The sequence below is a fragment of the Mesorhizobium carmichaelinearum genome, assembly GCF_900199455.1.
GTDB lineage: Bacteria > Pseudomonadota > Alphaproteobacteria > Rhizobiales > Rhizobiaceae > Mesorhizobium > Mesorhizobium carmichaelinearum.
In genome coordinates this window covers 537,771-563,657 of the sequence record NZ_FZQR01000001.1, presented here as the reverse complement: position 1 = coordinate 563,657, position 25,887 = coordinate 537,771, and the positions used below count along the sequence as shown (strand labels likewise).

The 25,887-nt window shown below is 63.9% G+C and carries 22 protein-coding genes and 1 pseudogene; 10 read left to right on the top strand and 13 right to left on the bottom strand.

What is annotated here, in order from left to right; all coding sequences use genetic code 11:
- Window positions 1-28 precede the first annotated feature (28 nt).
- From CKW40_RS02335 to CKW40_RS02315, 5 genes are all read right to left on the bottom strand, one after another.
- Entirely contained in the window at window positions 29-1,054 is a 1,026-nt protein-coding gene (locus CKW40_RS02335; RefSeq protein WP_179297798.1) for a glycosyltransferase family 2 protein, read from the bottom strand.
- 112 nt (window positions 1,055-1,166) lie between these two features.
- Window positions 1,167-2,597, bottom strand: coding sequence for a sensor histidine kinase (locus CKW40_RS02330; protein ID WP_095198301.1), 1,431 nt, complete (start codon window positions 2,595-2,597; stop codon window positions 1,167-1,169).
- On the bottom strand, window positions 2,594-3,268 hold the full coding sequence (locus CKW40_RS02325; RefSeq protein WP_095198300.1) for a response regulator transcription factor: 675 nt from the start codon (window positions 3,266-3,268) through the stop codon (window positions 2,594-2,596). The genes CKW40_RS02330 and CKW40_RS02325 overlap by 4 nt, the downstream gene beginning before the upstream one ends.
- Before the next feature lie 43 nt (window positions 3,269-3,311).
- The gene (locus CKW40_RS02320) at window positions 3,312-3,683 is read right to left on the bottom strand and encodes a hypothetical protein (protein ID WP_095198299.1); all 372 of its coding nucleotides are present in this window, start codon (window positions 3,681-3,683) and stop codon (window positions 3,312-3,314) included.
- 183 nt (window positions 3,684-3,866) lie between these two features.
- Window positions 3,867-4,484, bottom strand: coding sequence for an outer membrane protein (locus tag CKW40_RS02315; protein WP_095198510.1), 618 nt, complete (start codon window positions 4,482-4,484; stop codon window positions 3,867-3,869).
- A 443-nt stretch (window positions 4,485-4,927) separates the two neighbouring features.
- On the opposite strand from CKW40_RS02315, the gene CKW40_RS02310 reads away from it, so the two are divergent.
- Window positions 4,928-5,191, top strand: a complete 264-nt coding sequence (locus tag CKW40_RS02310; RefSeq protein WP_095198509.1) for a DUF6460 domain-containing protein — start codon at window positions 4,928-4,930, stop codon at window positions 5,189-5,191.
- 4 nt (window positions 5,192-5,195) lie between these two features.
- On the opposite strand, the gene CKW40_RS02305 is transcribed toward CKW40_RS02310, so the two are convergent.
- Window positions 5,196-6,098, bottom strand: coding sequence for a histone deacetylase family protein (locus CKW40_RS02305; protein ID WP_095198508.1), 903 nt, complete (start codon window positions 6,096-6,098; stop codon window positions 5,196-5,198).
- Between the two features lie 131 nt (window positions 6,099-6,229).
- On the opposite strand from CKW40_RS02305, the gene CKW40_RS02300 reads away from it, so the two are divergent.
- Window positions 6,230-7,567 carry an MATE family efflux transporter gene (locus CKW40_RS02300; protein WP_095198507.1) on the top strand — a complete coding sequence of 446 codons (1,338 nt, stop codon included), beginning with the start codon at window positions 6,230-6,232 and terminating at the stop codon, window positions 7,565-7,567.
- A gap of 698 nt (window positions 7,568-8,265) precedes the next feature.
- Here the strand turns inward: CKW40_RS02300 and CKW40_RS02290 are convergent.
- Both CKW40_RS02290 and CKW40_RS02285 read right to left on the bottom strand, forming a co-directional pair.
- A complete protein-coding gene (locus CKW40_RS02290) occupies window positions 8,266-9,342 on the bottom strand; it encodes a quinone-dependent dihydroorotate dehydrogenase (protein WP_095198297.1) in 1,077 nt (358 codons plus the stop codon).
- On the bottom strand, window positions 9,339-9,689 hold the full coding sequence (locus CKW40_RS02285) for a DUF952 domain-containing protein (RefSeq protein ID WP_095198296.1): 351 nt from the start codon (window positions 9,687-9,689) through the stop codon (window positions 9,339-9,341). Before CKW40_RS02285 ends, CKW40_RS02290 begins: the two co-directional genes overlap by 4 nt.
- Window positions 9,690-9,796: 107 nt before the next feature.
- Between CKW40_RS02285 and CKW40_RS02280 the strand changes: the two genes are divergently transcribed.
- Entirely contained in the window at window positions 9,797-10,231 is a 435-nt protein-coding gene (locus CKW40_RS02280; protein WP_095198506.1) for a hypothetical protein, read from the top strand.
- 182 nt (window positions 10,232-10,413) lie between these two features.
- The gene (locus tag CKW40_RS02275) at window positions 10,414-11,073 is read left to right on the top strand and encodes a response regulator transcription factor (protein ID WP_095198295.1); all 660 of its coding nucleotides are present in this window, start codon (window positions 10,414-10,416) and stop codon (window positions 11,071-11,073) included.
- A 17-nt stretch (window positions 11,074-11,090) separates the two neighbouring features.
- Here CKW40_RS02275 and CKW40_RS02270 read toward each other — a convergent pair.
- Window positions 11,091-12,591 (bottom strand): annotated as a pseudogene (locus tag CKW40_RS02270) (MFS transporter).
- A gap of 135 nt (window positions 12,592-12,726) precedes the next feature.
- Here CKW40_RS02270 and CKW40_RS02265 point away from each other — a divergent pair.
- The gene (locus CKW40_RS02265; RefSeq protein ID WP_095198294.1) at window positions 12,727-13,635 is read left to right on the top strand and encodes a LysR family transcriptional regulator; all 909 of its coding nucleotides are present in this window, start codon (window positions 12,727-12,729) and stop codon (window positions 13,633-13,635) included.
- Window positions 13,636-13,678: 43 nt separating this feature from the next.
- Here CKW40_RS02265 and CKW40_RS02260 read toward each other — a convergent pair whose 3' ends face one another.
- Together CKW40_RS02260 and CKW40_RS02255 are read right to left on the bottom strand one after the other, a co-directional pair.
- The gene (locus CKW40_RS02260; protein WP_244571059.1) at window positions 13,679-14,950 is read right to left on the bottom strand and encodes an MDR family MFS transporter; all 1,272 of its coding nucleotides are present in this window, start codon (window positions 14,948-14,950) and stop codon (window positions 13,679-13,681) included.
- A 143-nt stretch (window positions 14,951-15,093) separates the two neighbouring features.
- Entirely contained in the window at window positions 15,094-15,750 is a 657-nt protein-coding gene (locus CKW40_RS02255) for an O-methyltransferase (RefSeq protein WP_095198293.1), read from the bottom strand.
- A gap of 93 nt (window positions 15,751-15,843) precedes the next feature.
- Between CKW40_RS02255 and CKW40_RS02250 the strand changes: the two genes are divergently transcribed.
- A complete protein-coding gene (locus CKW40_RS02250; RefSeq protein WP_095198292.1) occupies window positions 15,844-16,479 on the top strand; it encodes a TetR/AcrR family transcriptional regulator in 636 nt (211 codons plus the stop codon).
- A 32-nt stretch (window positions 16,480-16,511) separates the two neighbouring features.
- On the opposite strand, the gene CKW40_RS02245 is transcribed toward CKW40_RS02250, so the two are convergent.
- A complete protein-coding gene (locus tag CKW40_RS02245; RefSeq protein WP_095198504.1) occupies window positions 16,512-20,000 on the bottom strand; it encodes a PAS domain-containing hybrid sensor histidine kinase/response regulator in 3,489 nt (1,162 codons plus the stop codon).
- 262 nt (window positions 20,001-20,262) lie between these two features.
- On the opposite strand from CKW40_RS02245, the gene mscL reads away from it, so the two are divergent.
- On the top strand, window positions 20,263-20,682 hold the full coding sequence (gene mscL / locus CKW40_RS02240) for a large conductance mechanosensitive channel protein MscL (protein ID WP_095198503.1): 420 nt from the start codon (window positions 20,263-20,265) through the stop codon (window positions 20,680-20,682).
- A 104-nt stretch (window positions 20,683-20,786) separates the two neighbouring features.
- Window positions 20,787-21,953 carry a pyridoxal phosphate-dependent aminotransferase gene (locus CKW40_RS02235; protein ID WP_095198291.1) on the top strand — a complete coding sequence of 389 codons (1,167 nt, stop codon included), beginning with the start codon at window positions 20,787-20,789 and terminating at the stop codon, window positions 21,951-21,953.
- Between the two features lie 27 nt (window positions 21,954-21,980).
- On the opposite strand, the gene hemA is transcribed toward CKW40_RS02235, so the two are convergent.
- The gene (gene hemA, locus CKW40_RS02230) at window positions 21,981-23,258 is read right to left on the bottom strand and encodes a 5-aminolevulinate synthase (RefSeq protein ID WP_095198290.1); all 1,278 of its coding nucleotides are present in this window, start codon (window positions 23,256-23,258) and stop codon (window positions 21,981-21,983) included.
- A 278-nt stretch (window positions 23,259-23,536) separates the two neighbouring features.
- Between hemA and galE the strand changes: the two genes are divergently transcribed.
- Together galE and CKW40_RS02220 are read left to right on the top strand one after the other, a co-directional pair.
- A complete protein-coding gene (gene galE / locus CKW40_RS02225; RefSeq protein ID WP_095198289.1) occupies window positions 23,537-24,532 on the top strand; it encodes a UDP-glucose 4-epimerase GalE in 996 nt (331 codons plus the stop codon).
- Between the two features lie 102 nt (window positions 24,533-24,634).
- Window positions 24,635-25,885, top strand: a complete 1,251-nt coding sequence (locus tag CKW40_RS02220) for a D-amino acid dehydrogenase (protein WP_095198288.1) — start codon at window positions 24,635-24,637, stop codon at window positions 25,883-25,885.
- Window positions 25,886-25,887 lie beyond the last annotated feature (2 nt).

Sequence of the window (25,887 nt, the reverse complement as noted above, 5' to 3'; positions counted from 1 at the left end):
TTCCTGTTGCATCCGCTCGACCTTTGCCTCAGCCACGCGCGGCTCTTTTCGCCATCTCCTGCAGGCGATGGACGGGCAGGTCGCTGTCCTTGGCGGGCTGGTCGCATGAAACGATTTCGCTGACGAAATAGAGCGGCCGCCGCTTCGTCTCCATGTACATGCGGCCGAGATACTCGCCGAAGATGCCGAGCACCAGAAGCTGGACGCTGCCCAGGATCAGCATGATCGCGGCAAGGCTCGTCCAGCCGGGCACCACGTTACCCCTGGACCATTCGAGCAGCGTGTAGCCGAGCACGACCAGGCCGAGCAGACCGAACATCATGCCCAGCATCGAGGCAAACCGCAAAGGCACGATCGAAAAGCTGGTCATCGCATCGACCGCCAGCAGAACCATCTTCTTCAGCGGATAGTGTGTGGTGCCGGCAAAGCGCCGGTGCCGCTCGTAAGGGAAGGCGACCTGCTTCAACCCTATCCAACTCACCATGCCGCGAATGAACCTGTAGCGTTCGGGCATCGCGTTCAGATGGTCGAGCGCCCGGCGGCTCATCAGCCTGAAGTCTCCGGAGTCCGGCGCGATCTCGACATCGACCATCCGACCGAGCAAGCGGTAGAAGATCGAGGCGGAAGCCCGCTTGAACCAGCTTTCGCCGTCGCGCTTCACCCTTTGGCCGTAAACGACGTCGAAGCCTTCATCCATCTTCGCCATCATCGCGCCAAGCAGTTCGGGCGGATCCTGGAGGTCGGCGTCGAGAATGAGGATGCGCTCGCCGCGGCAGAACTCCAGCCCCGCGCTCAAGGCGATCTGGTGGCCGTAATTGCGGGCAAGGTCGATGGCGACCACATGGTCGTCCTTTTCGGCCAGTTCGAAAATGGCCTCGCGGGTGCCGTCGGTCGCCCCGTCGATGACAAGCACGATCTCGTAGGAAGGGCTTTGCTCGAGGCATACGGCGCTGACGCGTCGGTGAAGCTCGGCGACGCCGTCGCGCTCATTGTAGCATGGCACGACGACTGACAGCGTGATTGCGCGGCGCGCGCCGATTTTTCCCGTTCCCACCAAAGCCTGGCTCCCGCTCTTGGAATGGCAATAGCGGCAATTGGTTAGAAAACAGATAAGCCAGGGGTCGACATCGCGGCATCGGTCGGCTGACGCGATGGACTCGGCACCGTCACGAACGCACCGGCAATTCCATGCGGATGCGCGCGCCGCGCCATGAACCCGTCAGGATGCGGATCGTGCCGTCATGCAGCAGCGCGATCTGCCGGGCAAGATTCAGGCCCAGCCCCGCCCCGCGCGATTGCGGCTGCAAGCGGTAAAAGGGTTCGAAGACATTCTCGCGCTCTGCTAAGGGAATGCCCGGGCCCTCGTCGCGCACTTCGATGCCGCCGGTTCCGTCGATGGCGATCGTGATCGTGCCGCTGCCGCCGCCATGCTCGATGGCGTTGCGCACCAGATTAGCGAGCGCACGTTCGATCTGCAGGACATTGACCTCCACCTCGGCCTTGCCGGGCGGAGGCTCGAAGGCAAGGTCGTAGCCGGCCTCGATGGCGAGCGGGGCGAAGTCGGCGGCGACCCGGCTGACGAGATCGTCGAGGTCGACGATCTCGCGCTGGTCCGATGGCCGGTCGAGCAGCTGATGGTCGAGCAATTGCTGGGCAAGGTGCGACAGGCGCTCGATGTCGCGCAGCAGCCGCGCGCTCTGCGGCTCCTGCTTCAAGAGTTCGGCGCGTGTGCGCAGGATGGCGATCGGCGTGCGCAGTTCATGCGCCGCGTCGGTGAGGAAACGGTTGTGGCGGTCATAGCCCTGGGCGAGGCGGGAAAGCGCCTCGTTGAAGGCATGCACCAGTGGTGCGATTTCCTGCGGCACCTGCTTGACCGGCAATTGCATGGCGCGGGTGCCGATGTCGATGCGCGCCGCCTGGCGGACCGTTTCGACAAGGCCGGCAAAGGAGCGGCGTACCACGGCTGGCGTCGTCACCAGCGTCGTCGCGCCCATGACGAGGATTATCGGCAAAAGCAGGATCGCGATCACGAGCGCGAGCGCCGGCAGGGCGCGCTCCCAGTTCCTGCTGCCGTCCGGATTGCGGGCGACTTCGACGGTGGCCGAAATGTTGATTTCGAGGCCGTCGGTCTGCTGGCGCGACGACTGCGTCGCGGCGATGATCTGCACCGTGCCGGCTCTGGTCGAAGCGTTTTCGATATAGGCTTCTGGCCGCATGTCCTTGTCGGAGAATCCGATCGTGGCATGATCGGCCCCGCCAAGCAGGTCGCCGACGCTCCTGGTGTAGATGTCGGGTATGTTGCCGGAGCGGACGCTCTCGCCGCTGCCATCGCGAACGATGTACCAGACATTGGGGAAGCCCTCGCGAAACGCGGTGAGTTCTTCCGTATCGCGCACGATCAGTCTGCCGTCCTTGTCCCGGTCGACGGCATCCTTGACCGCGGCGACGGCGGCCTCGTTGTCGATCAAAAGGCGCGGATTGGCAATCCAAAGTGCTGCCGCGCAAAGCACGATGAAGATCAGCAGCGTTGCCGCCTGCAGCAAGATCAGCCGCCGGACCAGGATCCATTGCAGTGAGCCTGTGCGGACCTTCTTCACGAGGCCGCCCGCAAGAGATAGCCGAGGTTGCGGATCGCCCGGATCTCGATGCCGGCGGCGACATCGTCGAGCTTGCGGCGCAGCCGCGAAATATGCGCATCGAGCGCATTGGAGCCGATCTCGTCGTCCAGCGCGTAGACGGCCTCCTCCAGCGCGCTGCGCATGATGGTCCGCCCCGGCCGGCGGATCAGCGTTTCGAGCACCAGCCTTTCGCGCCGCGGCAGATCCAGCGCCTGATCCTCGACCAGCGCCTCGCGGTGGCGGAAATCATAGGTGAGGCGGCCGACCATGGTCTGGTTGGCGCGCGAGGTGAACGAGCGCCGGTGCAAGGCATGAAGCCGCGCGACCAGTTCCACCGTGGCGAAGGGCTTGACCATGTAGTCGTCGGCGCCGGCGTCGAGCCCGGCGACGCGGTCATCCAACCCGCTCATCGCCGTCAGTGCGATGACAGGCACATCGAGGTGCAAGGCACGCAGGCGCGCTATGAGGCTGAGGCCGTCGCCATCCGGCAGCCGGCGGTCCAGCACCACGGCGTCATGATAGCCCAGACGCGCCACCGCCTCGGCGTCGGCCAATGTCGCGGCATGGTCGACGATGATGTCCAGGCGCTCGAGCGCGGCCTTCAGCACGGAGGCCATTTCCGGTTCGTCCTCGATCAACAGGACGCGCATAAATATTCTCCTTTGTCCGCGGCCGGTCGGGGGCCGCGGCAATTCATTCGCATTCCAGCTTAGGCTGGCGGAAATTGGTGATGAACCAGCGGCCGCCGGAAGCGCGGGCGTAGAATGTGTAGAAGCATTCCTGACGCTCGATATAGCCGGGCGTCTCGGTCTCTTCATAGACGGTTCCGTGTTTTGTCTCGCGAACCTCGCCGCTCGATGTACCGGAAACCGCTGACGTCGACACCTTGCGCCACTGATAGGCACGTTCGCCCTGGCCGAGATCGACGATCGCCGTTGGCGGACCATAGTCCAGGACGACCGATTCGACCGGCTGTCCGACATAATTCTTCATGATGTCGGAGGCACAGGCCGCGAGAGCGAGCGCGATTGCGATGAAGAGGAGGCGGGCGCCGTGTGTGGGCATATCGGAACAGATTCCCATCATGAAAGTTCACGCGGGACCTAGATCGCGAACATTGCATCGACATTGCAGCGAGGCGCGGGAAGCAGGGTCCAATGCGGAAAAAGCCGGCAGTCCTGGGCGGCGCATATCGAAACACTGGATTGCGCGATGCTCAGGGGCACCGCGCAATCCACTTCGCCCGTTCTAGAACCGGTAATTTATGCCGGCCTTCAGTTCATGGTTGCCGATCGTCGTCTTGGACGTGCCAAGAACTGATGTCGTCTCGACGCCGGGGGTGCGGACATAGTCGTACTCGACCTTGGCGGACAGCCCGCCGGCAAAGCCCTGCTCGATGCCGGCGCCGAGGAGATAGCCGACCTTCCATCCGTCGGCGCTGCTGACATTGTCGCCCTTGTCGAATTTGGTCAGGGCAACGCCGCCGGTTCCAAACAGCAGCGTCTGGTCGAAGCTCACCCCTGCCTTGGCCTTGGCGGCACCGCGCCATTTCTCCTTGATCTTGCCGCCCTGGACGTCGTGTTCGGCGCCGCCGAGATAGGAACCCTCGATCTCGGCGCCGAGAACGGCGGGACCCATTTGCTGGTTGTAGCCGGCCTGAACGCCGCCAGCGAAGCCGTTCCGATCGGCGAACGGATTGGGCATCCTGGTGAACGCCGTGCCGCCATGGACGCCGACATAGGCGCCGCTCCACTGGAAGGCGGGGGGATCATTGTAGGGGGGTGAAAGGTCGGCGGCCATCGCCGGCCCGAGAAGGCAGATGCCAAGGACACCGGCCGTTAGGAAGATCTTCGCTTGAGAGGACACGAGCATTACTCCAACACAAACGCGCATCCGGCAAATCGGTACGCAAGTTAACTCCCGGGGAGCCTGACCGTTGGGGCGGTCGGGCTCCGATTTGGTGTCTTTCAGGGATGGCTGCACGGTCCTGAAACTGGCGTTCGCCAGCAGCGGTAGGGGGTCAGAGCGCCGCGCAACCAGTCACCTGAAAGACGCCGCCTGTCTCGCAGGTGAAAATTGCACGCACATTGCGCAAAATTCGAAAATGACGATTTTGTGCTTTATTTTCAATAAATTAAAATGATCTCGTTTACCGATATTTAAGAATTTCAGGCCGTCTGAAGCTCGGAGTCTCCATCACCTGTTCCGGGCTTGCCCGGGCACAGACCGGGCTGGCTTGATGGATGGCCGTCAAGCACGTATCTCTGGGCCGTGCCCATGAGTCCGGGCATCTCAATCGGGAGACGGCCTTGTCCGCACTGACGCGCTTTCTCGGCGACTCGCCGCTCAGGGTGATCCTGAAGCTGCTGGTGGTGTCGTTCCTCGTCGGCCTTGTCATGAATGCCTTCGGCTGGTCGCCGATGGATGTGTTCTACAGCATCCAAAGGTTCTTCATCGACCTCTGGAACCTGGGCTTCCACGCCATCGACCGCTTCCTCGGCTATATCCTGCTCGGTGCCGCGATCGTCGTGCCGGCCTTCATCCTGCTCAGGATCGCCAATTACCGGAAGTAGCTTCCTAGGTGTAGTCCGACGCGACCTCGAACAGGATGGCGTGCCGCGCGGCAAGTGTCGGGACATCCGTGGAATAGCCGCCGCCGATGACGCCACAGACGGGAATGCCGATCGCGCGGAAATGATCGATCACCATTGTATCGCGGCCGCGCAGGCCGTCATTGGAAAGCGCCAGCCTGCCGAGCCGGTCCTCAGCATGGACGTCGACGCCGGCATTGTAGAAAACCATGTCCCAATGCTCACGCGCCGACAACTCCGGCAGGATGGCGGCCAGCCTTTCGAGATAGGCGGCATCGCCCGTACCGTCGGGCAGCGCGATATCGAGGTCGGAGGCGATCTTGCGCACGGGGTAATTGCGATCGCCATGCATGGAGAAGGTGAACACGCGTGGCTCCTCGCTCAGAATGTCCGCCGTGCCATCGCCCTGATGCACGTCGAGATCGACGACCAGGCTGTTCTGGACCGCGCCATCGGCGAGCAGCACCAGCGCGGCGACGGCGACGTCGTTGAAGGTGCAGAAGCCGGCACCTTGCGCGCGCCGCGCATGATGGCTGCCGCCGGCGGTGTTGCAGGCGATGCCGTGGCGCAGGGCAAGCCGCGCCGCCAGCACAGTGCCGCCGGCGGCAAGCTGCGCGCGCAGCGAAACGCGGGGGCCGACCGGAAAGCCGATCTCACGCTCGATTTTTTCCGGCACCGAACAGCTGATGACCTGGTCGACATAGTCGGCCGCATGGGCAAGCTTCAGCCATGACGCCGGGGCCGGTTCCGCCGTATTGAGCGCGTCAGGCCCGGCCAGGCCGTGTGCACGCAAGGCCTCCATCAGCAGCGGGTACTTGCTCATCGGGAAGCGATGGTTGGTGGCGAAGCCGGCATCGTAGTCGGGGTGGTGGACGATCTGTAAGGGCATGAACTGGATCCGGCGGCTTCGCACCAGACCGGGATTTCGGTTGGCCGTCGTGGGAAGAATGATTGCGCGGTGGCCGGAAAATGGGGCACATCGGCTCTTCGATCAAGCAGCAATCAGCAAGGCGCGATCCCTTGGACAAGGGTGCAACCCCAGCCGACGTCAGATCTTTTGTCGTCACCAACCGTTCTGTGCTCGCTATAGCGGTGCCGATGACGCTGGCCTATCTGACCACGCCGATGCTCGGCCTGGTCGACACGGCTGTGATCGGCCAGTTTGGTGACGCGGCCCTACTCGGTGGCCTTGCGGCTGGCGCTCTGGTGTTCGACGTCGTCTTCACCAGCTTCAATTTCCTGCGTTCGGGCACCACCGGCCTCGTCGCCCAGGCGTTTGGGCGTGGCGACGCGCTTGAGGAACAGGCGGTGTTTTGGCGCGCCGTGCTGATCGCTGTCGTTGCCGGCATTGTGCTGGCGGCGCTTTCGCCGCTGATCGCCATCGGCGGCCAGTGGTTCATGGGCGCCGAACCGCGCGTCAGCGAGGCGATGGGCATCTATATCAGGATCAGGCTGCTGGCTGCCCCGTTCTCGCTGATCAACTACGCCATCCTCGGCTATGTGCTGGGGCGTGGCGAGGGCGGGCTCGGCCTTGTGCTGCAGCTGGTGCTGAACGGCATCAACATCGCGCTCTGCTTCCTGCTTGGCCTGAAGCTCGGCTGGGGCGTTGCCGGCGTCGCCTGGGCGACCGTCACGGGTGAGTTCGTGGCCATGCTGCTTGGTCTTGCCATCGTGGTCCGCCGCTTCCGCGCAACCCCGCCCTTGCCGCGCCATCGGCTGCTCGACATGGCCGCCTTCCTGCGCATGCTGTCGCTCAACCGCGATATCATGATCCGCTCGTTCTCGCTGCTTGCCGCCTTCGCGCTGTTCACCCGCCAGGGGGCGCAGTTCGGCACGGTGACGCTGGCCGCCAATGCGGTGTTGATGAACTTCTTCCTCGTCGCCGGCTATTTCCTCGACGGTTTTGCCACCGCCGCCGAACAACTCGCCGGCCGTGCCGTCGGCGCGCGGGCAGAACAGCCCTTCCGGCAGGCGGTGCGGCTGACCCTGTTCTGGGGGTTCGGGCTGGCCGGCGCCGCGACCCTTGTGCTGCTGTCGGCCGGCGTCAATCTGGTCGCCGTCGTCACGACATCGCAGGAGGTCCGCTCGGTCGCCGACATCTATTTGCCCTGGGCGGCATTCACCGCGCTGAGCGGCGTGCTGGCGTTCCAGATGGACGGCGTCTTCATCGGCGCGACCTGGTCGCGCGACATGCGCAACATGATGTTGCTGTCGTTCCTGGTCTTTGCCGTCGCTCTGCTGACGCTCGCGCCTGCCTTCGGCAATCACGGCCTGTGGGCGGCGCTGCACGTGTTCCTGCTGGCGCGCGGCCTCAGCCTGCTTGCGATCTTGCAGCTAAGGGTGCGGACAGCGTTCTAGGCTACCTCTCTGTCCGATTTTTCAGCAAGGTGGAAAATGGACCTAGACTGTTTTACCCTTCCGGAATTGAGGGCGCTAACATGTCGGGGAAGCAATGGGAGACGTGGTCGAACCAATCGAGCCAAGGATCATAAGAGGATCACGAGGTAAGACATTCCTGTTGCTTCTAGCATGCCCGATTTTCATTTTGGCCGGGATTGGAGTGGTGCGGAGCCCAGCCGGTGGGCACCTGGTTGGGTGGATCGGAATATTTCTCTCAGGGTCGAGTGTGCCATTCCTGGTCCGGTCGCTTATCCGCCCTCACACTTTGACCTTGGACGATAGCGGCTTCATGATAGATGCTGGTCCGAAGAAAGTTGCATGGCAAGATATAAAGGGTTTCCACGTCTGGAGGCCGCCGCGTAGCCGCGGCAAGGTGGTCGGTTACAGCTTCGAACCCGGCGCCAGGAAGGACACCTCGCTCATGCGAATTAACAGAGGTCTTGGAGCCGAGGGCTGCCTTCCTGGTGGATGGCAATTTTCAACCGACAAGATGGTAGAGATTCTGAATGCCTATCGGGTGCAAGCTTTGGCTCGACAAGCCGAACTCGCCCGGTTGAGGGGACTCGGATAATTGGCCGGAACGCGGAGTTGCGAGTCTCGGGAAAGTCGCGTGCCAGCGGATTTCAAACAGGACTGGTCACTTTTCGAGCAATTCTTTAGAGCGGCTTCGACGCCCATAGATCTAGATGGCTGTCGCGCAATTCGCGAATCGACTTGAGCCGCGCCATCTCGGCGAAGCGTGCCATCCCTGCAACAATGCGTCCCGGCAGTGCCGGTCCGGCATAGATCATGCTGGTGTAGAGTTGGACGAGATCGGCACCCGCACGGATCTTCTCCAGCGCCGTCTCGGCGGAATCGACGCCGCCCACCCCGACGATGGCGATGCCCGGGCCAAGCAGCTTGCGCATCTTTGCCAGCACGGTGGTCGAGCGTTCGAACAGCGGTTTTCCTGAAAGCCCGCCGGTCTCGCGCGCCGCGTCGCCGCTGCGCAGCGGCGGCCGCGAAATCGTGGTGTTGGAGACGATGACGCCGTCGATCCGCTTTTCAGCGACCTCGGCGGCGATGTCCTCCAGCTCGGCCTCGACCAGATCCGGCGCGATCTTGAGGAAGACCGGCGGCTGGGCTGCAGCCGTGGCGCGCGCGGCCATGACCCGCGACAAAAGTTCGCCGAGCTGCTCGCGCGCTTGCATGTTGCGCAGGCCAGGCGTGTTGGGCGAGGAAATGTTGACCGTCAGGTAACTGGCGTAGGCGGCAAAGCGCACGACGCCGCGCTCATAGTCGCCAACGCGATCGGTGCTGTCCTTGTTGGCGCCGATGTTGACGCCGACAATGCCGGAACGCCGCTTGCGCGCGGCAAGGCGCTTTTCGGCCGCTGCATGGCCTTCATTGTTGAAGCCCAGCCGGTTGATCACCGCCTCGTCCGCCGTCAGCCGGAAGATGCGCGGCTTCGGGTTGCCGGCCTGCGGCAGCGGTGTGACCGTGCCGACCTCGGCAAAACCAAAGCCGAGGCCAAGCAGCGCGTCGGGCACCTCGGCATTCTTGTCATAGCCGGCCGCCATGCCGAGCGGGTTGGGGAAATCGAGACCGCAAAGGCTGACCTTCAGCCTGCTGTCGCGCACCGCCCGCGCGCCGACCGGCAAGCCGCAACGCAGTGCCGCGATCGACATCCCATGCGCGGTCTCCGGATCGAAGGTGAACAGCAGTTTTTGGCCAAGCCGGTCGAACAGACTCATTCGGCCTCCAACGGCGGGAACTGGTGCGCGCCATCGGCACCAAGCGGCAGCGGTCGTACCCACTTGACGGCTTTCAGCTCCAGCACGCCGTAGAAATGCGGAAACAGAGCGCCGCCGCGCGAAACCTCGTATTTCAAGGCATCGCCCAGGCTGGCGGCGTCGATGGCGACCAGCAGTAGGTCTACCTGGCCGGAAAAATGCTTTGCCGCGGTTTCCCGGACCTGCGCTGCCGTGGAGAAATGGATGAAGCCGTCGGCGACGTCGATCGGCGCGCCGGTGAAGCGGCCACTGGCTTCGGCCTCGCGCCAAGGCGCTTGCGGGGTTATCTTGTAGATAAACTGAGACATGGTTGCGCTATAGTCCGAACCAGTCGTGCGGGGAAGGCCACGCCAAGGGTCTTCCCCATTTCCGGCGCAAACATGCGATATTTCAGGCCTTGGCCATGGAGGACAACATGCGTCTGCAACACATCTTGATCCCCGCCGCGCTGGTTTCGCTGGTCGCGGCCTCCGCCTCTTCGGAAGAAACCGACCGCTACCGGCTGGAAAAATCCGCCAACGGCTACGTCCGCATGGACACGCAGACCGGTGCGATGTCGATTTGCGAGGAACGTTCGGGCCAACTCGTCTGCAAGGTGGCGGCCGACGAACGCGCCGCCTTCCAGGACGAAATCGACCGCCTGCAAACCTCGATGAAGGCGATGGACGAGCGCGTCACCAAGCTCGAGAATTCGCTGTCCGCCCGCCTCGAATCGAAACTGCCGAGCGAGGAGGATTTCAACAAGACGATGAGCTATATGGAGCGCTTCCTGAAGGGCTTCATGGGCATCGTCAAGGAGATGGACAAGGACAACGGTGGCGGCGCTCAGCTCAATTCGCAGAAGACCTGAGCTTCCTACAGCGCCGCGCGTCCTTTTGGACGCGCAAAGGACGCTGTAGTACTTTGATCTTGCGAAGTAGGGAAAATGCCGCGCGCTGGTTTTGCCGCTTGAAAACAGCGCGCTGCCCCTCATAATCGTCCGACTGGTCCCGAAAAGCTTAAAAATCATCGACGGGATTCGGGGAGGAACATTTGCCGTCAGGCTATTCTTTCGTCATCGCCGACGATCACCCGCTGTTTCGTGGCGCGCTGCGCGAGGCGCTTGCCGGCATAGGTAATGTCGCTGTCATTCACGAGGCCGGCGATTTCGAAAGCGCCAAGGCATTGGTCGTGGCCAATGAGGATGTCGATCTAGTGCTGCTCGACCTGTCGATGCCGGGCGCCAGCGGCCTCTCCGGCCTGATCTCGCTGCGCGGGATCCACCCGGCGGTGCCGCTGATCGTGATCTCGGCGCATGACGATCCGGCGACCATCAGGCGCGCGCTCGATCTTGGTGCATCCGGCTTCATCTCCAAATCGGCCAGCATGGAGGAAATCCGCAACGCCGTGCAATCGGTGCTGGCCGGCGACATCGCGGCGCCCGTCGGCGTCGATCTCGGTGTCGAGCGCGACCCCGAAATATCGGACCTGATCAGGCGGCTGCAGGCGCTGACACCGCAGCAGACTCGTGTGCTCGGCATGCTGGCTGAAGGCTTGCTCAACAAGCAGATCGCCTATGAGCTCGGCGTTTCCGAGGCGACCATCAAGGCGCATGTCTCGGCCATCCTGCAGAAGCTCGGCGTCGACAGCCGCACCCAGGCGGTGATCCTTTTGTCCAAGATCGGCAGTGACCCGTTGCAGACCAACAGCTGAGTGCCTGCGTCGCCCGTTCAATCGGAACACTGAACCTCTGTCCGCACCGGCCGGGCGTTGAAGCTCACGAAGGCGATGGCGGCCATGATCCAGACGCCGATGCCGCCATAGAGCATCACCCAGCCAAAGCCGTTGCGCAGCGCATCGTGGACGACGGAATCGGTAAGATCGGGATTGGGGTTTCCGGCCGCGATGCCGTCGGCGAGCAGACGCAACTGGCTGGCGTCGAGGTCGGGCAGCGCTTACTCTCAGATGCGCCAGCACGCCGCTTGCCAGGATGAAGCCCATCAGCGCTATGTTCACCGCCAGCGAAACCATGCGGGCGCTCATGTCGATGCCCGAGGCCATGCCCGCCCGGTCGCTCGAAACGGAGCCCGTCGTCGTGTTGGTGACGGGCGTATTGGTGATCCCAAGACCGGTTCCGGCGATCAGGCAGCATCGTCAGCCAATCCGGCCGCGCGGCGGCGCTGCCGAACTTCATCAGGATGAAGCCGACACCGATGATGGCGAGCCCGGCCGGAATGATGATGCCGGGCTGGTAGCGCAGCGAAAGCCGCTCCGCCAGGGGCGGCATGACGAGCGTCGGCAGCGTGTAGGCGAGCAAGGCAAGGCCGGTGGCGACACTGTCATAGCCGAGCCCGGCATGGAACCAGATCGGCAGGTAGATCATGAAAGGCCAATAGGAGAGGTTCATCGCCGCCGAACCGACGATCGCGCCGGAAAACGGCCGGATCCGGAAGACCGAGAATCGAACATCGGCCGCTTGCTGATCTTCTCGGCGATGAGGAAGGCGATGAAGCTCGCGACCGAGATGCCGAGGATCGCCAGCGCGATCGGACTGGCGAAACCGAGGTCCGATCCCTGCGTGATGTAGAAGATCAGGCAGAAGACCGACGGCGACAACGTCACGATGCCCGCGAGGTCGAGCTTTCCCGCCTGCGGATCCTTCGATTCATGGACACCCGTCAAAGCCAGCACGAACGCCACGGCCGCTGCCGGTACGTGGATAAGGAACACCCATTCCCAGCTCGAGACCGCGACGATGCCGCCACCGATGATCGGCCCGAAGCCGAGGCCGACACCGAAGATGACGCCCCACCAGCCCCAGGCGACGGCGCGCTCGCGCCCCTCCCTGAATTCGTGCGACAGCACGGCGAGCTGGCAGATCAGCATCGCGCCGCCGCTCAACCCTTGCAGGAACCTGGCGACGATCAAGGTCGATACGTCGTCCGCCAGGCCGCAGATCAGTGACGTCAGGCCGAAGGCGGCGATGGAAACCAGGAAGACGCGTTTGCGTCCGTAGCGGTCGGCGATGGTGCCGACCGCCATCAGCACGGTCGTGACCGCGATCGTGTAAGCGTTCATCACCCATTGCAATTGCCTGAAGTCGGCATGCAGCTCTTGCTCCAACGTCGGCAGGATGGTGGGAACGCTTGAAATCTCCAGCCCGAACATCAGGCATGCCAGGCAGGCGGCGGACAGAACGACGATGCCTCGACGGGTCAGGGCAGTGGGCATGATCAAACCTTTCGACTTCTTAGGCAGGACGAGTCGGTATGACGGCCGACCCGCTCGACCCAGACTAGGTCAGGCTTGATCATTTTAGAATTGCATGGTTGGCTATTTCAGAGACAACAATATGAGATAACTGACATGACGCTGGACGTAGATGCGGTGAAAGCTTTCGTCGCCGTCGCCGAGTTGCGTAGTTTTACACGCGCGGCCGAGGCGCTTGGCAGCACGCAAGGCGCAATCAGCGTCAAGCTGAAGCGGCTGGAGGACCGGGTGGGGCAGAAGCTGATCGAGCGGACGCCGCGACTGGTGCGCCTTTCAGCGCGTGGTGCGGTGTTCCTCGAACCGGCGCGCGAACTGCTCGCCGCGCATGACCGTGCCGTCGCCAGTCTCGCTGCTGTTCGTCGCCACTTTCGGCTGGGCATAGCCACCCATGTCGGCGGTGCCGAAGTGCCGACCTTGCTGGCGCGCCTCAATGCGCATGATCCGGCCTTGACCATCGAGGTGCGGCTCGACGATACGCGCGAGTTGATCGCTGCGTTCGATCGTGGCGACCTCGATGCCGCGATCGTCCGGCGCGAGGACGACCGCCGCGATGGTGAGGTGCTGGCGCCCGAACATTTCGGCTGGTACGCCACGCCGGATTTCGTCTGCCGCGCCGGCGAGCCGCTACGGCTGGCGGCCTCCGCCCCATCCTGCAGCATCCGCGACGTCATCACCGGCACGCTCGATGCGGTTGGAATACCGTGGACGCAGGTTTTCCTCGGCTGCGGCTCCTTCGCCGTTGCCGAGGCCGTTTCCGCCGGCCTCGCCGCCGGGGCCTTCTCGTCTCGCCTGGTTCCGCCCGGTACCATCGAGGTCAGTCGCAAATTCGGCCTGCCGCCGCTGCCGGCGTCGGAGATCATGCTCTTGTCCACGCTCTCAGACCCTCAATCGCGCGATGCGTTGCGCACCCTTGCCATGGCGTTTCGCGAGCATCGTCCGTCGCCGGTGGCCAACGGCCCGAAGCCCCGGTTCCGCAATTCGCAGATGGTCGACAGCCCCGTCTGAGGCTGCCCGACCTGCGTCTGCGCGATGACGCCGAACGACTACCTCAGCGATAGTTTTCGACGGCTGAGCCCAGTTGCGGCGTGGCATCATCCTCGGTCGGCCGCGAAGGGCGCCGCGCCCGGCCGATTGCCGCGCCAAGGCCGAGCGACGCGATCGCCACCAGTGGAATGCCGGCGATCCAGGGCAGGCGCGGTGCCAGCGCGTAGAGTGCCGTGCCGATCGATGGCCCAAGCGAGTCCTTGAGGTCGACCGCCACCGACGAAGCCGCCATGTAGGAGGCGCGCCGTGCCGGTGGCGCCAGCGCATTGACGGCGGTCGGCACCAGCGGCCCAACCAGCATCTGCGCGATCGAGCACAGGCTGACCGCTCCGATCAGCGTCAGCATCGCAGGCGAGGCGGCCAGCAGTGCGAAGGCGAGTATCGTTGCCAGGCCGGCGCCGACCGTCAGCCACAGAGCGGGCCGTGCCTCGACCATGCGGCTGACCAGCATCTGCAGGCCGACCGTCAGCGCGGCAGCGTAGGCGAACAGCGCGCCGACGCCGGATGGTGTCAACGTCCCGGCATCCTGCGCGTAGAGCGGGATCACCGCCTCGATCCAGTTGCCGGCGACCTCAAACAGCACGACCCAAAGCAGGAGCTTGGCCAGCCGGCCGTCGCGGAATGCCGGCAGCAGCGCGGACAAGCCTTCCTCGTCCTCACCGTCATGGCGATCGTCGCCGGTGGCGTGGCCGACGCCGATCGTCTCGTTGAGCGCGAAGAGCATCACGATCCCGCCCAGCACAAGCATCGCACCACCGGCGAGAAACACACTGCGCAGCGACATGAGCGCAAGCAGGGCGCCGCAGGCTGGTCCGAGGATCTGCCCGGCGCTAGAACTCACGCGCGCCAGGCTGAACCAGCGGGGATGGGTGGATGGCGACGTCACATCGGCGATCACGGTCAGGATCGTCGGATGAAGCACCGACTCGCACATGCCGGTCAGAAGCAGAACAATCGCGGTAACGGCGACGCCATGCACGAAGAACAGGGCCAGGAAGCCGGCGCCGACGCCGAGCGACGAGGCAATCAGCACCGGCCGCCGGCCGATCCGGTCGGCGATGCCGCCGATCAGCGGCGCGGCCAGAAGTTCGCCGCCGGCATAGCAGCCGAACAGCAGGCCGATCGCGCCGACGGGAATGCCCGCCTCGCTGCTCGCCCAGAGCGGAAAGAAAGGCACGAGCGCGCCATCGGCGAAGCCCGCGCAGAAGAAAAGCAGAAGCCCCAGCAAGGCTGGGCGCGGGGCAGCGCGAAAGGAGGAAAGAAGCGTGTTGATCATGACGTCACCTGCGCCTGGAGGCCCGACCGTCGTCGATGGCCCGGGGGTTTGCGCGTTGGTTGACGTAAACGCCTACGGTCGCCCTGGAGCGACATGGAGGTTTGAGCCGCAGGGTTGAATCCCATGCGGCGATGGGACCGGCTTCAGCCGAGCCGCACGGACAGTTCAACGTCCTCCCCGAAGGGCGTGGACATGTAGCCCGATGCCGGTGAGCGCACCCGTTCCAGATATTCGGGGCAGAAATCGGCATTGTCGGCGATGACCAGCGCGCCGGGCCGCAAGCGGCTCTCGACCAGGCTGAGGATCTCCGGATAGATCGCCTTGGCGCCGTCGAGCAGCAACAGGTCGATCGTCTCCGGCAGGTCGGCGCTCAGCGTTTCAAGCGCGTCTCCCTCACGGATCTCCACCAGGTCGATGAGGCCGCCTTCGGTCAGATTGGCCTTGGCGTGCATCACCTTGGACGGCTCGAACTCGGTGGTGATCAGGCGGCCACCGCCATTGTCGCGTAGCGCCGCGGCGAGATAGAGCGTCGAAATGCCGAACGAGGTGCCGAATTCGATGATGATGCGCGCGCCACTGCTGCGTGCCAGCATGTAGAGCAGCGTGCCCGTCTCCGGCGAGATCGCCAGCCAGAGGTCCTTCAGCCGTCCGTAGAAATCGACATATTCGGTCTTGCTGTTGAGCAGGCGCGCCCGCTCCTCATGCGAGAGCGCGGCCACCGCCGGACTGGTCGCGGTATTGGCTTCTTTGAACAGGCGGGCGAGCAGGGGTGCCAGCGGGGCGTTGGTCAGCGTCGTCATGAAAGTCTCCAGTCGAAATGGTTGCGTGCTTGTGTTGCGCCGAAAAATACGAATAATCCTTCAGGTTTCCAATTCGCATTGCCGAGCCGAGACATGACCGGACGCCCAAGCCATTCGATTTCCTCACGAAAACAGCCCAAACAGGCGCGCGCGACGGACCTTGTCGCGGCGATTTTGGAAGCTGCTGTTCAGGTTTTGGCGAGCGAAGGCGCGCAGCGTTTCACCACCACGCGCGTGGCGGAAAAGGCAGGCGTCAGCGTCGGTTCGCTCTACCAACATTTCCCCAACAAGGCGGCACTGCTGTTCAGGCTGCAGAGCGATGAATGGCGGCAGACCGGCGGCCTGCTGCGCACCATACTCGAGGACGGCCAGAAACCGCCGCTCGAACGGCTGCGTGCCCTTGTCCACGCCTTCATCCGTTCGGAGTGCGAAGAGGCTGCGGTGCGCGTGGCACTTAATGACGCCGCTCCTCTCTATCGTGACGCACCAGAGGCACACGAGGCGAGAGCCTCAGCAGAGCGTACCGTCCAGACCTTTCTGCGGGAGGCATTGCCCGAGGCTCCGGAGGCCGTTCGCGCCCTCGCCGGCGATCTGATCAAAACGACACTCAGCGCGGTGGGGAAGGATTTTTCGGAAAGCCCGCGAACACCGGCCGAGGTCGAAACCTATGCCGACGCGATGGCAGATATGTTCTGCGCCTACCTCGAAAGCCTCGGCTACAGGGGCTGAGGTCGCCGGCTCTGCCCGGTCCGCCCTTGGCGTTACTCTGCCGCCGATGCCAGCGGCCTGACTCTGGCCATCATCGAGCGCAGCACTGCCGGTTTCAGCGGCTTGTTGATCACCGCGATCTCAAGCCCGCCGGCCGCCGCCCGCACCTCGTTGGAACGGTCGGCGGTGACCAGCACGGCCGGCAGGTCGTCGCCATGGATGGCGCGCAACCTGGCAATGATGTCGAGACCGGTTTCGCCGTCGAGATGATAGTCGGCGAGCACGATGTCCGGGCGGTGTATCGCGGCGTTCTCCAGATCGCGTGAGCCGGACACCGTGTCGACCTTGCATCCCCAGCCTTCGAGCAACAGCCGCATGCCTTCAAGGATGCGGGCGTCATTGTCGATACAGAGCACATTGAGCCCGGCCAGCGAAGCCGCGGCACGGGCGGGCGCCTTGGTTTCGACCTCGCGTCGCGGCTCCTGCACCGCCGCGACGGGCAGGATGACGGAAAAGCGCGTACCTCGGCCCGGATTGGAGAAAATACGGATTTCGAGCCTGAGCACCCGGGCGATGCGGTCGACGATGGAGAGGCCAAGACCAAGGCCCTCGGCTTCGCGCGCGCCTTCATCCAGCCGGGTGAACTCATGGAAGACGGTGTTCAGCTTGTCGCCGGCGATGCCGATGCCGGTATCGATCACCTGGATCTCCGCCAATTCACCGCGCCGCCGAACGCCGACCAGGATGCGGCCCCTGCGGGTATATTTAATCGCGTTGGAGACGAGGTTCTGGATCAGGCGGCGCAGCAAATTGCGGTCGGTCACCACCGTCAGCGACGACGGCATGATCGTCAGGCCGAGCTTTTTCTCCGCCGCCATTGGCCGAAAATCATTGCCTATCTGGCGCAGCAATCCGTCGAGGTTGAAAGCGGTGTCGTCCGGCTTCATCGCGCCGGCATCGAGGCGCGAGATGTCGAGCACGGCGCCCAAAATGGTCTCGACCGATTCCAGCGAGGATTCGATGTTGACCGCCGCCTTGCCGGCCGGCCCCTTGCCGGCCTTCTCGATCAGCGACGAGCAATAGAGCCGGGCGGCGTTCAGCGGCTGCAGGATGTCGTGGCCGGCGGCGGCGAGGAAGCGTGTCTTGCCGAGATTGGCCTCCTCGGCCAGCATCTGCGCCTGCGCCAACTCCTCGTTGACCCGGGTCAACTCGATGGTGCGGGTCTTGACCCGCTGCTCCAGCGATTCATTGGCGCGCTTCAACGCCAGATCCTGCTCGACGCGTCCGGAAATGTCGGCATAGGTGGCGACGATGCCGCCATCCGGCATCGGGTTGGAGCGCAGCTCCAGGATGCGGCCGCTGGTCTTCAACTCCATCTGCCAGGGGCTGACGAAGCTGGTCAGCCGGTTGAGCATCGTCACGCGCTGGTCGGCGGGGATGTCGCCGCGCTCGGCGAGATGGCGCAGGATCTGGTCGAGCGAAACGCCGACCTGGCCCATCTCGTCGGGCAGGTCGAACAGCGTCCTGTACTGGCGGTTCCAGCAGATCAGGCGGAAATCCCGGTCGAAGACAGTGATACCTTGCTCCATCTGGTCGAGCGCGATCTGCAGCAGGTCGCGATTGTGCTGCAGCGCCTCGGTGGCGTCGTCGAGCAGGCGGAAGGCATCCCGGGATTCGCGGTCGTGGCGCCGAAACAGCAGCGACAGGATCAGCCGCGCCGAGGAGGAGCCGACGGCGCTGGCCAGAAGCTGCTCGGAGAAGCGGATGACGTCCATGCTCGCCTGCTCCTTGCCGTGCAGCGAGGTGCCGTTGGTCTTCTCGAACGACTGGAACGAGCGCTCGGTGCGCTCGGTGCCGAGATAGCGTGCGATCGTGTCCTTGAGGTCGTTGACGGTGATGGCGGTGCGGAAGCGGCGCAGGCTGGGCATCGGGCCGGCATCCCTTGGCACGAAGATCGACGCCTGGATGCGCTCCAGCGGCACTGACGCGCGCGACAGCGAGCCAAGGACGAAGAACAGCGTATTGATCGACAGGCTCCACAACACGCCATGGTTCAGCGGTTCGGCGACCGTGCCGAACAGCGCCTGCGGCCGCAGCGCCTCGAAGCCGAACAGCCCATGCATGAGGATGTCGGTATCGGGCGCGACAAACGACGGCAGCAGCAGCGTGTAGCCCCAGACGAGGATGCCGGCGACCATGCCGAGTGCGGCACCCCTGCCATTGGCGCCGCGCCAGATCAGCCCGCCGATCAGCGCCGGCGCGAATTGCGCGATGGCCGCGAAGGACATCAGCCCGATCGACGACAGCCGCGCGCTGTTGGTGCTCTCGCGATAGTAGAGGAAGGCGATGAACAACAGGATGAAGATCGCCCCGCGCCGCACATTGAGGATCAGCGTCGACCAGTCCTCATTCTCGGAAGTCGAGGTCTTGAGCAGGCGGCGCACGAACAGCGGAATGACGAGGTCGTTGGAGATCATGATCGACAGCGCCACGCTTTCGACGATGACCATCGCTGTTGCCGCCGACAGCCCGCCGATGAAGGCCGCCATGGCGAGCACGTCGTGGCCGCTGAACAGCGGCAGCGACAGCACGTAGAGATCGCTGCTGGTGCCGGTGCCGACCAGCGACAGGCCGGCAAAGGCGATCGGCAGCACGAACAGGTTGATCGCCACGAGGTAGAGCGGAAACACCCAGGTCGCGGTGCGCAATTCGGCCTCGCCGCGGTTCTCGACGATGGTGACGTAGAACTGCCGCGGCAGCATGATGATGGCAAAGCCGCTCAAGCCCGTCAGCACCAGCCAGGTGGCGAGCGAGGTGTTGTAGCCCATCGCCTGGCGCACCTGTGCATTCTCAGCCAGCTTGGCGAACATGTCGCCCGGGCCGCCGAAGATCAGGAAGGTGACCATCAGGCCGATCGCCAGGAAAGCGGCGAGCTTGACCACGGTTTCGACCGCCACCGCCAGCACTAGCCCGTCCTGGTGTTCGGTGGCGTCGGCATGACGGGTGCCGAACAGCACGGCAAACAGTGCCAGCAGCATGGCGACGACCAGCGATATGTCGCTGACGAACGGATCGAAGGAGGGCGGCGATCCCGTATAGTGCTCGACCATCAGGCTGACCGAGCCGGAAATCGCCTTCAGCTGCAGCGCGATATAGGGCACCGCCCCGATGGTGGCGATCAGCGTGGCGATGGCCGCGACGGTAAAGCTTTTGCCGTAGCGTGCGCCGAGGAAGTCGGCGATCGAGGTGATCTTCTCCGTCTTGGCCAGCCGCACGATGCGGTTGAGCAGCGGAAAACCGAACACGAACACCAGCACCGGGCCGGTATAGATGCCGAGGAATTCGAGGCCGCGTTCGGAGGAGAGACCGACCGAGCCGAAGAAGGTCCAGGACGTGCAATAGATGGCCAGGCTGAGCGCATAGATGAAAGGCCGCGCTCGGCTCGGCCCGGATGTCGCCGAGCGGCGGTCGCCCAGGCTGGCGATGGCGAACAGCAGCGTCACATAGGCGATCGCGATGATGACGATGAACAAGCCCTGCACGCCTGTATTTTCCTCCTTTGCCGTCTTTCTATCCGGCTTGTCCGAACGCAATCACAGCTTGGCGCTGGAGTCCATTGCGGCTTTGGCAGCATGGTTGTGGTGCAAGATTCAGGAGGGAGGCCGAGGTGCCGTGACGGAAGGACAAAGCGGTTGCTTTCTCCTTTTTGCCCATGTTGCAACCGCAGGTTTTTGTTATGTTGCCGCCGGGTCGATGCCGCAAGGACGGAACGGCAGCGCGACCGGTCATGACAAGGAGGGTCGAATGCTGAAAGAATTCCAGGAATTCGTTTCCAAGGGCAATGTGATGGACTTGGCCGTCGGCGTCATCATCGGCGCTGCGTTCGGCAAGATCGTCACTTCGCTGGTCGACGATGTCATCATGCCTTTCATTGGCGCGCTCGGAGGGGTCGATTTCAACAACTACTTCATTGGCCTGTCGCACAATGTAACTGCCACCAACCTTGAAGATGCGCGCAAGCAAGGCGCGGTCTTTGCCTACGGCAGCTTCATCACCGTGGCGCTGAACTTCCTGATCATCGCCTTTGTCATTTTCCTGATGGTCAAAGGGGTGAACAATCTGCGCCGGCGGCTCGAGCGCGAGAAGCCTGCCGCCCCGGCCGCGCCGCCCCCCGCCGATGTCGCACTGCTCACCGAAATCCGCGATCTGCTCGCCAAGCGATAAATCAGCCGGCCTTGCTGGACCAAAACCCCGGTCGCTCACGGCCGGGGTTTTCTGTTTTCGTATCTGGTAAAGAGCGGCAACCCCAGGGAAAAACGGATTTGTCCATGAGCCTGATCGATAGCTTTCGCGCCGAAGCCCGCGCCGCACCGGAAAGCGGCATTGTCGCCGTCGTCAACTACGGCCGCCTGCGTGAGGGCCTGATCCCGCTCTGGGCCGGCGAGGGCGACCTGCCGACCCCCGCCTTCATCACCGATGCCGCGTCGAAGGCGCTGGCCGGCGGCGAGACATTCTACACCTGGCAGAGGGGCATCCCTGACCTCAGGCAGGCGCTTGCCCGCTACTACACCAGGCATTTCGGCAAGACGTTTCCGGAGGAGCAATTCATCGTCACCGGATCCGGCATGCATGCCATCCAGCTGGCGCTGACCGCTCTTGCCGGCGCCGGTGACGAGGCGATCTATCTGTCGCCGGCCTGGCCGAATTTCGACGCTGCGGCGGCACTGTCGGGAGCTGTTCCGGTCGCGGTCACGCTCGATCATTCCGGCAATGGCTGGTCCTGCGACGTCGAGAAGATCGCCGCGGCAATCACCCCGCGCACCAAGGCGCTGTTCATCAACACGCCGTCGAACCCGACCGGCTGGACCGCCGATCACGAGACCTTGCAGGCGATCCTCGATCTTGCTCGCGCCAAAAACCTCTGGATCATTGCCGACGAGATCTATTCGCTGTTCCACTACGGCCACGGCCGCGCGCCCTCCTTCCTCGACATTGCGACGGCGGAAGACCGCATCCTGTTCGTCAACTCCTTTTCCAAGAACTGGGCGATGACCGGCTGGCGTGTCGGCTGGATCAAGACGCATCCGAGCCTGCAGCAGGTGTTCGAGAACCTGATCCAGTATTCGAATTCGGGCGTTGCCCAGTTCATGCAGCGTGGCGCGGTCGCCGCGCTCGACGAGGGCGATGGTTTCGTCGTCGAGCAGGTGGAGCGGGCAAGGAAGGCGCGCGACCTGGTCTGCGGCATTCTCGGCGCCACCGGCCGCGCCCGGTTTACCGTGCCGCAGGGCGCCTTCTATCTGTTCTTCACCGTCGACGGTATTACCGATTCCCGCACGGCCGCCTTCGACATCGTCGACAAGGCCAATGTCGGCTTGGCGCCGGGCACCGCCTTCGGCCCCGGCGGCGAGGCTTTCCTGCGGCTATGCTTCCACCGCCGCCTCGACCAGGTCGAGGAAGCCGCACACCGGCTGGCGAAGTGGATGAAGACCGTTTGAGCAGGCGGCGGCCTTAGCCGCCGACCGTCAGCCGCCCGACTTGGGCACCAGGAGTGGAACGATCCGATCGCTCTTCGCCACCGCGGGCCGGCCGGCGGAGCCGTAGGGAATGCCGAGTGCATCCCAGGTCTCGACCAGCGCGTCCTGCAGTCCCGCGATCAGCGCATCGGAATGGAACGGCGTCGGCGTGATGCGCAGCCGTTCGGTGCCGCGCGGCACGGTCGGGTAGTTGATCGGCTGGATGTAGATGCCGTGCACGCCAAGCAGGCGGTCGCTGGCCATCTTGCAGAGTTCCGGGTCGCCAACCAAGAGCGGTACGATATGGGTCGGAGAGTCCATCACCGGCAGGCCGGCCGCCGACAGGATCTGCTTGGTTCGGCTCGCTTGCTGCTGCTGGGCGTCGCGCTCGGCCTGCGAGCGCTTGAGATGGCGGATCGATGTCGTCGCCGCGGCGGCGATCGCCGGTGGCAGCGCCGTGGTGAAGATGAAGCCCGGCGCATAGGAGCGCACCGCGTCGATCACCGCACTGGTGCCGGTGATGTAGCCGCCCAGCGTTCCGAATGCCTTGGCCAGCGTCCCTTCGATGATATCGATGCGGTCGGCCAGGCCTTCGCGCTCGGTGATGCCGCCGCCGCGCGGTCCGTACATGCCGACAGCATGGACCTCGTCGATATAGGTCATGGCGTTGTAGCGCTCGGCGAGCTCGACGATCTCCCTGATCGGCGCAATGTCGCCATCCATCGAATAGACGCTTTCGAAGACGATCAGCTTGGCCCGTTCGCGCCCGGCCGCCTGCAGCAGGCTTTCCAGATGCGCGACGTCATTGTGCCGGAAGATCTTCTTCTCGGCGCCCGAGCGCCGCACGCCTTCGATCATCGAGGCGTGGTTCAGTTCGTCCGAAATGATCAGGCAATTGGGCAACAGCCGCGCGATGGTCGAGATCGACGCTTCGTTGGAGACGAAGCCGGAGGTGAAGACCAGTGCCGCGTCCTTGCCGTGCAGGTCGGCAAGCTCATGCTCGAGTTCGACCAGCGGGTTGGAGGTGCCGGAAATGTTGCGGGTGCCGCCGGCGCCCGACCCCATCTTGCCGGCCGCTTCCTGAAACGCGGCGATGACATCGGGGTGCTGGCCCATGCCGAGATAATCGTTGGAGCACCAGACGGTGATTTCCTCGGCGCGGCCATTGGAGCGCCAGATGGCGCGCGGAAACTTGCCCGCGATGCGCTCGAGGTCGGCGAAGACACGATAGCGACGCTCCGCATGGAGCTGGTCGATCGCTTCTTCGAAGAACCGCTGGTAGTTCATGTCGGCTTCCCAATTTTGCGCGGGATCATAATCATTGGCCTATTGGTCGTCCACCGGGCCGTTTTGGTCAAAATGCCACGCCCCGCACCTGTTCCTAACGATGGCGGATCGTGGCCTATTCCCACTCCACGATACACTCTGTGGATCACGTTTGTTTCAGCACGATGCCACATTTGGTGAACGCCGGTTACCGAGGGTTCTAATGGCCATGCCGCAGGCTTTCCAGTAAGGCGGTGTTTGAGACAGTTTCCGATAAATCTTGAGATGCGAGGATGCGGATGACGGTTTTGGTGACAGGCGGTGCCGGCTATATCGGCAGCCACATGGTGTGGGAATTGCTGGATGCCGGCGAAAGCGTGGTCGTGCTCGACCGTCTTTCCACCGGCTTCGAATGGGCGGTGGCGCCGGAGGCAAAGCTGGTCGTCGGCGATGTCGCCGACAAGGAATTGGTCGGTTCGATCATCAGGGACAATCATGTCGATGCGATCATCCATTTCGCCGGTTCGATCGTGGTGCCGGAATCGGTCGCCGACCCGCTCGCCTACTACGAGAACAACACCTCGAAGACCCGCACGCTGATCGAAACCGCGGTGCGCGAGGGCGTGCCGCATTTCATCTTTTCCTCGACCGCCGCCGTCTATGGCGGCGCCGGGCTGGAGCCGGTGCGCGAAGATGCCCGCCTGGCGCCGGAATCGCCCTATGGCCTGTCCAAGCTGATGAGCGAGTGGATGTTGCGCGATGCCGGCCTCGCGCACGACATCCGCTACACGGCGCTGCGCTATTTCAACGTCGCCGGCGCCGACCCGAAGGGCCGCACCGGCCAGTCGACGCCTGGCGCCACCCATCTGATCAAGGTCGCCTGCGAGACCGCGCTCGGCAAGCGTCCGTTCATGCAGGTATTCGGCACCGACTATCCGACGCCGGACGGCACCTGCATGCGCGATTACATCCATGTCAGCGACCTGGCGGCGGCGCATCGCCTGGCCCTGCAGCGGCTGCGCGATGGAGGACAGAGCCTCGTCGCCAATTGCGGCTACAGCCATGGCTATTCGGTGCTCGAGGTGATCGAGAGCGTTCGGCGTGCTTTTGGCCGCGATTTCGAGGTCAAGATGGGCGACCGGCGTCCCGGTGACGCCGCCGCTGTTGTCGCGAATTCGGACCTCGCCCGGGCGGAACTCGGCTGGACGCCGCAACGTGACGATCTCGACCAGATCGTTGCCGATGCGCTTGCTTGGGAGCGCATCCTGACCAGCAAGAACTCCGCGCGCGGCTGAGCCAGGTCCCCCAAGGGCTCGCAAGGCGCGCGGTGACGCGCTATGGAAGCAGTCGCGACACAGCGTGGAGGCGCCGTGCCGCGAAGAGCTTAGGGGGATGGCATGAAGATAACGGTGCTCGGGGCCGGCGTTGTCGGTACGGCGGCCGCCTATTATCTGGCTGCCGATGGCCACGAGGTCACCGTGATCGAGCGCCACCCGGCGCCGGCGCGCGGAACCAGCCAGTCCAATGCCGGCCTGGTTTCGCCGGGCGATGCCACCGCCTGGGCCTCGCCGGCGGCCCTGAAGACGTTTCTGCGCGCACTCTGGAACCATGATCTCGGCATCAAGGTGCGGCTGCGCTTCGATCCCTATTTTCTTGCCTGGAGCTTGCGCTTCCTGCGCCAGTGCACAGTGGCCCGTCTGCGCGCCAACAGTGAGGTCAAGCTGCGGCTGGCGCTCTATTCGCGCGAGTGCATCAACGCCATCTCGGCCGACACCGGCATCCACTATGACGAGCGCAAGAAAGGCATTCTCTATTTCTTCCGCTCGCAGCACAGCCTCGACACCGGCACCGACAATTACCGCTATCTGGCCGAGCATGGCCTGCCGATCGAGATTGTCGGCCGCGACCGGCTGGTCGAGCTGGAACCGGGTCTTGCCGGGGTGAAGGAGAAGATCGCCGGCGGCGTCTATTCGCCGATCGACCAGACTGGCGATTCCAGAATGTTCGTCGACAATCTCGCCGCCTATATCAGCGAAAAGCTTGGCGTCAAATTCCTGTTCGATACCACGGTCCAAGGTCTCGATATCGACGGCGACCGTGTACGCGCGGTGATGACCTCGGCCGGACCTGTAGCCGGCGACGCGGTGGTCATCTCGATGGGGCCGGAAAGCGGCCTGCTCGGCCGCCGCTACGGCATCGATCTGCCGGTCTACCCGGTGAAGGGTTATACGGCGACCATTCCGCTGGAGGACGAGAGCAATGGGCCAACCATGGGCGGCGCCGACGAGGACCAACTCATGGCCTATTCGCGCCTTGGCAACCGGCTGCGGCTGGCCTCGACGGCCGAATTCACCGGCTTCGACCGCACCCACAAGCCCAGCGACTTCGCCACCATGTTCAGGACCGGAAAGGACCTGTTCCCCGGCGCCTTCGACGAGAAGAAAGCGGAACTGTGGGCAGGCCTGCGGCCGATGATGCCGAACTCCGTGCCGGTCATCGGCCAGGCGCGTTACAAAAACCTCTATCTCGATACCGGCCACGGCCATGTCGGTTGGACCATGGCCTGCGGCTCCGGAAAATTCCTGGCCGACCTCGTTGCCGGCCGTAAGCCCGAGATCGACCCGCAGGGGTTGGTCTACAGGGGATAAAA